This window comes from Methylobacterium sp., from assembly GCF_028290105.1.
Lineage (GTDB): Bacteria > Pseudomonadota > Alphaproteobacteria > Rhizobiales > Beijerinckiaceae > Methylobacterium.
The window spans coordinates 1-8,275 of sequence record NZ_JAQGKL010000130.1 but is presented as its reverse complement, the minus strand read 5'-3'; the positions used below and the strand labels follow the sequence as shown (position 1 = coordinate 8,275).

At 67.3% G+C, this 8,275-nt stretch carries 6 protein-coding genes; 4 read left to right on the top strand and 2 right to left on the bottom strand.

Annotation, left to right across the window (positions count from 1 at the left end):
* Window positions 1-2 precede the first annotated feature (2 nt).
* Window positions 3-1,553: a TAXI family TRAP transporter solute-binding subunit gene (locus tag JWQ05_RS09300; RefSeq protein WP_366944577.1), complete on the top strand. Its 1,551-nt coding sequence runs from the start codon at window positions 3-5 to the stop codon at window positions 1,551-1,553.
* A gap of 23 nt (window positions 1,554-1,576) precedes the next feature.
* Here the strand turns inward: JWQ05_RS09300 and JWQ05_RS09295 are convergent, their stop codons facing one another.
* Window positions 1,577-1,738 (bottom strand): hypothetical protein, encoded by a 162-nt coding sequence (locus JWQ05_RS09295; protein ID WP_299657804.1) that lies wholly within the window; start codon window positions 1,736-1,738, stop codon window positions 1,577-1,579.
* Here JWQ05_RS09295 and JWQ05_RS20745 point away from each other — a divergent pair.
* The 3 genes from JWQ05_RS20745 (at window position 1,737) to JWQ05_RS09280 (ending at window position 4,805) form a co-directional block, all read left to right on the top strand.
* Window positions 1,737-2,321: a pentapeptide repeat-containing protein gene (locus tag JWQ05_RS20745; protein WP_366944576.1), complete on the top strand. Its 585-nt coding sequence runs from the start codon at window positions 1,737-1,739 to the stop codon at window positions 2,319-2,321. The two genes, JWQ05_RS09295 and JWQ05_RS20745, sit on opposite strands and share 2 nt — an antisense overlap.
* A 466-nt stretch (window positions 2,322-2,787) precedes the next feature.
* Complete coding sequence (locus JWQ05_RS09285) at window positions 2,788-3,084, top strand: hypothetical protein (protein ID WP_299657801.1); 297 nt, start codon at window positions 2,788-2,790, stop codon at window positions 3,082-3,084.
* The gene (locus JWQ05_RS09280) at window positions 3,081-4,805 is read left to right on the top strand and encodes a LysM peptidoglycan-binding domain-containing protein (protein WP_299657799.1); all 1,725 of its coding nucleotides are present in this window, start codon (window positions 3,081-3,083) and stop codon (window positions 4,803-4,805) included. Before JWQ05_RS09285 ends, JWQ05_RS09280 begins: the two co-directional genes overlap by 4 nt.
* Window positions 4,806-5,022: 217 nt before the next feature.
* Here the strand turns inward: JWQ05_RS09280 and katG are convergent, their stop codons facing one another.
* Window positions 5,023-7,344, bottom strand: a complete 2,322-nt coding sequence (gene katG / locus JWQ05_RS09275; protein ID WP_299657797.1) for a catalase/peroxidase HPI — start codon at window positions 7,342-7,344, stop codon at window positions 5,023-5,025.
* Window positions 7,345-8,275: the final 931 nt, after the last annotated feature.

The window sequence follows — 8,275 nt, the reverse complement described above, 5'->3', positions numbered from 1 at the left end:
CGGTGAACGCCGGCACGGACGCCCTCAAGGCGGCCCCCGCGTTCAAGGACGACGGCCAGTTCAAGCGCGCAGGTCTTGCGCTGAGCGCCAAGGCGGAAGCGCGCCGCGCTTCCGCCGCCCGGGCGGGGACTGACCAGAGGCCGATGAAGTTCGCCAAGCTCCTCGTGCGCCCGGAAATCGTTTTCCTGCTGCTCGCCGTGGTTCTCGGCCTCGGTGCGGCCGCCGCCTTCTGGATCTCGCGCGCCACCGTCCTGACGGTCGCCGTCGCCCCGCGCGATGGGACCGAGCCCGCCCTGATCCAGGCCTACGCCGACGCCCTCGCCAAGCGACACAAGGAGATCCGCCTCAAGGTCCTGGCCCTCGACGACGTGCGCGACAGCGCCGCCGCCCTGCAGGAGGGGCGCGCCGACCTCGCGGTGGTGCGGCCCGACGTCGACCTGCCCGACAACGGCCTGACCCTTGCGATCCTGCGCGACCAAGCCATGATCATCGCCTCGCCCGAGGCCTCCGGCCTGACCCGGTTCCCGAACCTCGATCGCAAGCGCCTCGCCATCCTGGCCCACCGCGACGCGGACCAGGCCCTGATCAAGGCCATGGTCGAGCATTACGGCCTGACGCTCCTCGACCGGGAGCCCGAGGGTCCGCTGCCGCCCCGCCACGTCGCCCTCGTCGAGATGGCCGAGGCCGACCTCGCGGCGGCCTTCACGGCCCGGCGCGTCGATGCGGTGGTCTCGGTGATCGCTCCGACCTCTCCGACGGCCCAGCGCATCGTGGGCATCGTCCGAGGCGTCAGCCGGAACGGGAAAGTCGCCTTCGTCGATGTGGAGAACGCCGACGCCATCGTGGCGCGATTGCCGCGCCTGCAATCGGTGACGATGCCGGCCGAGACCTTCGGGGGCAATCCGAAGATCCCCGCCGAGGACGTGCATACGGTGGGGGCGTCCTACCGTCTCATGGCGCGCACCAGCCTGTCGCGATCCGTCGCCGCCGATGTGACCCAGCACCTGTTCGAGATGCGCAGCGGCATGGCAAACGTAACTCCGGCGGCCGATTACATGCAGGCCCCGAGCTACGACAGCACCGCCGGCGCGACCAGCGCCCGGCTGCCCATCCATCCGGGCGCCGTCGACTTCTTCGAGCGCGAGCAGCAGGGTTTCATCGAGCGCTACGAAACCTGGATCTACCTCGTCGCCTTCCTGGGCGGCGGCATCGGCTCGGCCCTCGCCTGGGTGGGGCAACGCCTCTCGCGCCTGCGCCGTGAGCGCATCGAGGAGGCGACCGACCGCCTGTTGGAGATTCGCCAGGAAGCCCAGGGCGGCGCCGATGCGAAACGCCTCGAAGGGCTGGCCCGCGAGATCGACGACCTCGCGGGGGAGATCGCCAAGCACGCCCTGGAGCGGCCGACGCAAGCGCGGACCATGTCGGCCGCCGCCATCGCCATCGACGCGGCCCGCTCCACGGTGAAGCGAACCATCGCGGCGAGCCAATACGCCACGGATTCACCTGAACTGGCCGGGCGCACGACCTCGACGGAGGCTGCCTCGGCGAGCTGAGGCCCGGCTTGGCGCGGGGCCGATCACGATGGGGCCGTATCGTCCGCGTCCTGCGCGAGGTAGCGGATCATGAGTTCACCGGTGGCCCGAACCGCGTAATCCGACGGCGGCTCGCCGGCACGAGGCGGGACGAGTTCGGTGACCCGACGTCCGTCCAGGAGGGACAGGAGCTCGCGGCGCGCCATGCCGGATTCGATGGCTTCGCGGATCGCCTGCTCCTCGTGGGGCTGCGGAGCCGGGTGCGGGCTTTCCGGCTGGAGAGCGCTCAGACCCGTAGGCCCGGGTCCGCCGGGGCGCCGGGCCGATCATCGAGGCCGATGCCGGGCTCGGCAGGAGCCTCGTTTGGCGACTCTTCGGTGGGCAGTTCTTCGAAGGGCAGTTCTTCGAAGGGCGGTTCTTCGAAGGGCGGTTCTTCGAAGGGCGCCGAGGGCTCATCCGACCCGAGCGGCCGCTCTCCCGGATACGGTCGGGGCGGCATCTCGGACGGGATATCGCCGCCGGGGGCGGGCTCGGGCATGCCGGGATTGGCCAACGACGGTCTCCACTCCATGTTCTCGTTCGGAAATGCTTCGGGCCGGGCGTGCGCCCGGAGCGGCACGACGCCCGACCCTGCGCCATGCCGGACCTGATCGGGGACGTAAGGTCCGGCACAACTTCGGAATGTCTGCGCCGTTTATCCCACGGACATCGGCGCTGACCGCAGATATTCGCTCGGCTTCCATCCTCAATGATGCAGATGCATCAGTTCTACGGTTCTTTGACTGGTAAATGCCGATTTTTCGGCGCTCGCCTCGTCGCGCTTCGGGGCGGACAGTCGGTCCGTAGTGATGGAGGGCGGAAGGCGACGCGTTCCTGGACAATCCGCGCTGTCCGAGAGACGGGCGGACTGAGGCTCGCACCGCTGGCGGTGTCTTGGACAAATGCTGCGTTCGGTCGTTTGCCGACCGAGTCCCGGACATCACGGGGCAGTCCCTTGTTCGCTTAATGCCCTGGTTCGCCAGATGCCCGTCCGGCCGATGCTCGAGGGGACGCGAGGGCGCGCTCGCTTTGCCTGAGAAAAAGTTCGTTGTGCCCACGCACATCCAGATGAAACCGAGAGGCAATTTTGGTTGATCGGTCACGTTCACGTCAATGATCGATATATACCAGTCCATCCAAGAACTGCCCTGGAACCGTACCCGCACGCACTTGTTCCGGCATGACTTCATCCAGGCGATGTAGAAGGTAGTCGGACGTGACGGCAGGCATCGATAGGCATGAGCTTTGGCAGATCGTCGCCCGCGCCGATGCGGCGGCTTCGGACGGCGCGGCGGCACGCGACGAACTCGGCGCAACCCCGGATGTCATCATCGCGGTGACGCCCAGCGGAAATACCGCCGCCTTCGGGCGCGACCCGGATAGCCATTACGGCCGGTCCGGAGCGGAGCGGAGAACGGGAGGCGTTCTTTCGCGAAGCGGGCGCCCGACCTTCATCGGCAGGACCGTCACGCATCATCCAGTTCATTGTCACGACGCGGGAACGGCATCATGATCGGCCTGCTTCGTATCCTCGTTCGTGCGCTCCTCGGCGTGCTCGTCGGTGCCGGCATCATCGCGGCCCTGCTTGGCCGCCGTCGTCCGGGCAAAGCTGACCCAGTCCCGATTCCGATCCCGGAACAGACGAAGGCAGCCCCTGCGGTTCGCGGGCGCGGCGTCGTCTTGGCGCTCGTCTGTCTGCTCCTTGGGGGCGGGCTGATCCTGGCCGTATTCGGCGGCAGCGACATGCTCAGCCGCCGCGCGATGCCCCCCCCGGCCACCGATCCCGCGGGTGGCTCGGTCGCAGCCCTTCCGCCGGCGCAGATCGATGCCGGTCGAGCGCTGGATGGGCAAGCGGGCACGCCGCCCGGATCGGGTGCGAAGGCCGAGCGGGGGCCCCAGGGCGGTCCGATGCCTGCCGGGACCTTCGACCCGCGCATGCCGACTTTCGATACCGTGCGCGTCGAGTCGAACGGAGACGTCGTCGTGGCCGGGCGTGCGTCGCCGGACGCCAGCGTGGAGTTGCTGATCGACGGCAAGCCCCTGGCACAGGTCGTCGCCGATGCCGATGGCGCGTTCGCCATCGTCCCTCCGGCACTCCCGGCCGGCAACAGCGAGATCGGGCTTCGCGCGACCGATGCCCAGGGGCGCGTGCGCCGTTCGCCGGTGAGCGTCGCTGTGATGGTCTCGTCGTCGCGCGATGCCACACCGCTGGTCGCGCTGACCTCTCCCGACAAGCCGACCGTGGTTCTGTCGCAGCCGGATTTACCACCCATGGCTGGTCGAACGATACCGGACGCTGCGCCGGGCCGACAGGCGGCGCTCGGCCTTGGCCCAGCCGGGCAGCAGGATCCCGGCCGTGGCAATTCCATCCAGGACAGATCGAGTGGCGGGCTCGCGAGCGGCACCGCTGCGGCATCCAGAGGGATGGCGGCCGAGGGTGCAGCCGGCACCGACCGTTCCGGCACGAGCGGGCCGGGTCCGTTGGCCGACAAGGCTCTGCCGGGTTCGACGGCTCCGGCCGTCGCTTCGAAGGAGGCGTTCGCGGCGGCGACCAAGATCGTCAGCGTCGATGCCCAGGATGGGGGACGGCTGTTCGTGACCGGTCGGTCGGCCACCGGTTCGTTGATAAGGCTCTACCTCAACGACACCCTCATCGCCCCCGCCACCGTCGGCCGCGACGGAACGGTGACGTTCACCATCGGCCGCGGCGTAAAGCCGGGGGCCTACAAGGTCCGGCTCGATCAGGTCGATGCGGTCTCGGGAAAGGTCCGCAACCGCGTGGAGGTACCGTTCTCCGTGCCGGACACCGAACGGATCGTCGGGACGGAGCACTTGGCCGGAAGCCAGGAGGTCGGCCCCCAGGCCAAGCCGGACGGATCGCAGTCGCGGGCTCCCACCTCCGACACCGCCCAACAGTCCGATCGGACGAATGATCTCGCGGGTTCGCCACAGGCCTCCGGTACCGGGACTCCGGCCGCGAGGGGATCGTCCGAGGCCACGAAGGATCCGTCCACGGCTAACTCCTCCGCCGTGTTCGTGCCCGAGGTGAAGACCGCTCGGATCGAACGCGGCGACAGCCTGTGGGAGATCAGCCGGCGCACCTACGGCGCGGGCGACCGCTACACCGTGATCTACGATGCCAACCAGGATCAGATCCGCAATCCGGATCTGATCTACCCCGGACAGATCTTCGTGCTGCCGGGCGAGGACGCGACGGAGAACAAGCGCGGCTGACAGACGGCACGCACGCGGCAGCCACCTTCGTAGGCGTTGCTCGCGTCGTTCGAGACCGTCGTCGATCGGGCGGCAGCGGATCGAAGATGACGGTCGGGATCGGTCGCACCCGCGACCGAGCGTCGCCGAGCAAGCCCCTCCCCCGTGGCTGAACGCGGTGCGAGGGGGGCGCCCGATGACCCGAGATCCTTGCGTCTCGGGCCGTCGGGATGGTCGGTCAGGCCGCCATGGGCGCGTAGCGCTTGTGGCCCTTCACATCGAAGCGGTCGAGCATCATGACCTTGTCCCAGACCTTGACGAAGTCGGTCACGAACCGCTGCTGACCGTCGCTGCCGGCATAGGCGTCGGCAATCGACCGCAACTGCGCGTTCGCGCCGAAGACGAGGTCGTTGCGCGTCGCCTCGAACTTCGTCTCTCCGGTCGCGCGGTCCTTGAGGGCAAAGCCCATCGCCTTTTCGTCCGCCTTCTCCCAGACGAGATCGATGTCGGTCAGGGTTCGGAAGAAGTCGGTGGTCAGCACGCCGACCCGGTTGGTGAAGACGCCCCGGTCCGACCCGTCGTGGTTCGCGTTGAGCACACGCAAGCCTCCGGTGAGGACCGCCCATTCCGGGGCCGTCAGCGTCATCAGGTTGGCCTTGTCGAGGAACATCTCCTCCGGCGAGACGCCACGCGCCACCTGTCCGAATTCGTCGCCGACGTAGTTGCGGAATCCGTCCACGACCGGCTTCAGCCACGTGAACATCTCGACGTCGGTCAGTTCCTGGGTGGTGTCGACGCGGCCGGGCGTGAACGGCACCGGCACCGCGATGCCGGCATCCTGCGCCGCCTTCTCCACGGCCGCGCAGCCGCCGAGCACGATGAGATCGGCCAGCGACACCTGGCGTCCATCGCTCCGTCCGCCGTTGAACGCCGCCATGACGCCGCGCAGGGCCGCGATGACCGGAGCGGCCCGGTGGTTGACGGGCCAGTCCTTCTGCGGCGCGAGGGCGAGACGCCCGCCGTTGGCGCCGCCGCGCTTGTCGCTGTCGCGATAGGTCGCCGCCGCCGAATAGGCCGTGAAGGCCAGATCGGAGACCGAGAGGCCCGACGCCAGGATCGCGCCTTTCAGCGCAGCGACATCCGCGTCGTCGATCAGGCCGTAAACGCGCTCGGGCAGCGGATCCTGCCACAGCAGGCCGTCCTCGATGGTCGCCTCCGGGCCGAGATAGCGGTGCTTGGGACCCATGTCGCGGTGGGTGAGCTTGTACCACGCCTTGGAGAAGGCCTGCGTGAACGCATCGAAGTCGCCCAGGAACTTCTCGCAGACCTTCCGGTACTCCGGGTCGACCTTGAGGGCGATGTCGGAGGTCATCATCATGAGCGGATGCATCTGGCCCGGCACATGTGCGTCGGGGGTCTTCGGCGCGTTCGGGTCCGTCGGCTGCCATTGCAGCGCCCCGGCGGGGCTCCGCGTCTGCTCCCAGTCGAACTTGAAGAGGCTTTCGAGGTAGCTGTTATCCCACTGCGTCGGATCGGGCGTCCAGCTGCCCTCGATCCCGTTGGTCATCGTGTCCCGCCCGGCGCCCGAATCCTTCGGGTTGTGCCAGCCGAGGCCCATGGCCTCCATCGGCGCCATCTCGGGCGGCGGGCCGATTTCCTTTGCCGGGACCATGCCGTGGCTCTTGCCGAAGGCGTGGCCGCCGGCGATCAGCGCCACCGTCTCCTCGTCGTTCATCGCCATCCGGGTGAAGGTGATCCGGATGTCGCGGGCCGAAGCCTGCGGATCGCCGCTCGCGTAGGGGCCCTCCGGGTTGACGTAGATGAGGGCCTGGTGGGACGCGGCGAGCGGGTTCTCGAGGTCGTACTCGGCGTCGCCGTTCTTGCCCCGCCAGCGCTTGTCGCGGTTCACCATCTCGTCGAAGCTGGAGACCTCCCGCATGTCCACGACCTCCGGGCCCCAATAGGTGGCGTTGTCCGCCTCCCAGGCATCGAGCCGTCCGCCGGCAAAGCCGTAGGTCGGCAGGCCCATGATCTCGAGGGCGCAATTGCCCGTCAGCACCATCAGGTCGGCCCAGGACAGGCCGTTGCCGTACTTGTGCTTGATCGGCTGCAGCAGGCGGCGCGACTTGTCGGTGTTGCCGTTGTCCCACCAGCTGCTGATCGGCGCGAAGCGCTGCATGCCCGTGCCGGCGCCGCCCCGTCCGTCCGCGATGCGGTAGGTACCGGCCGAGTGCCAGGCCATCCGCACCATCTGCGGACCGTAATTGTTATAGTCCGATGGCCACCACGCGACGGACGTCGTCAGGAACTGCTTGATGTCGCCCTTCAGCGCCGCGAGGTCGATCCTGGCGAACGCGGCCGCGTAATCGAAGTCCGGGCCGAGCGGGTCTGCGGCAAGGCCGTTCTGGTGGAGAAGCTCGACCCTGAGGCGGTGGGGATACCAGTTCTCCAAGGTCGGAGGCGTTCCGAACGCACCACCCACGCGGTCACCACCGAACGGGCACTTCCCTTCCATCTTGAAGGTTTCGGTATTGGTCTTGTCCGCGCTCATGTCGTTCATCGTAAAGCTTTCTGAATAGACGACCGGAACCGCCCGCGGGAATCTGGGCAATGGCTCCGTCCGGCCCGTTGCCCGTCTCCGGCAGCGTTGCACCGGGGTGCGGCACGCTTCCTGACCAGCGGTTCTTCGGTCGCAGCGTGCGTGTCGCCGATGCTCGTTCCTACACCGATGGATACAAGCTTAACTGTGACATCTTCGCTCTGGCGGCAGGCTGTTCCTCGACGTTGCGTGTGTCGTCACCAGAACGTGATGTGTACGCTGGCGGGATGCTGGTCGAACGGCGGCCAGTGCTTCGAGTCGCGCCGCTACCGGGCATGGGCTTCGCCATGAGGTGGCCGGGCCGGGTCGTGCCCAGCGGAGCCAAAACTCATGAAAGTGTTCGTCGTAGCTTTTTGAAGTAAAGGTTGGTTTTTTGCAAAAGTAACAACCTAAAATTCAATAAATCGATAAATCGATGATATGTTTTCTGAAGTAATTAAATAGGGTGCAGTGCTTTGTCCGCTATGCCTCGGCAAGATCGGCCAAATCACCTTGAGAAGACCCATCTGCCGAACCAACCGGCTCGATTTTGACGGCACCGATCGAGAGAACGAGCTAGGATCGAGGTAAGGAGCCATGACGCAACGCCGAAAGGCGGGCGCAGAGTGGGCTCTTTCGACGCTACGCCTGCCGGCCTCGGTGTCGGGCGCAGACAGCCGAGAGCTTGGACACGATGAAACCCACTACGCGGCGCACTCGGCCGCGTGGATGTCGCATGGGCCGAGACGGACCCCGGATGCCGCCTGCGCGGCGGTGGTCTCAAGGGCTCCACGTATGATTTTGCCACAACCTAGGTCGAAGCTTTCCACGGTACGGACGAAGGCTCGACCGTCTGGCCGTGGTGACGAGATCCAACGTGTGCGACAGCCTTCGACGAGGCTGATCGCCCCTT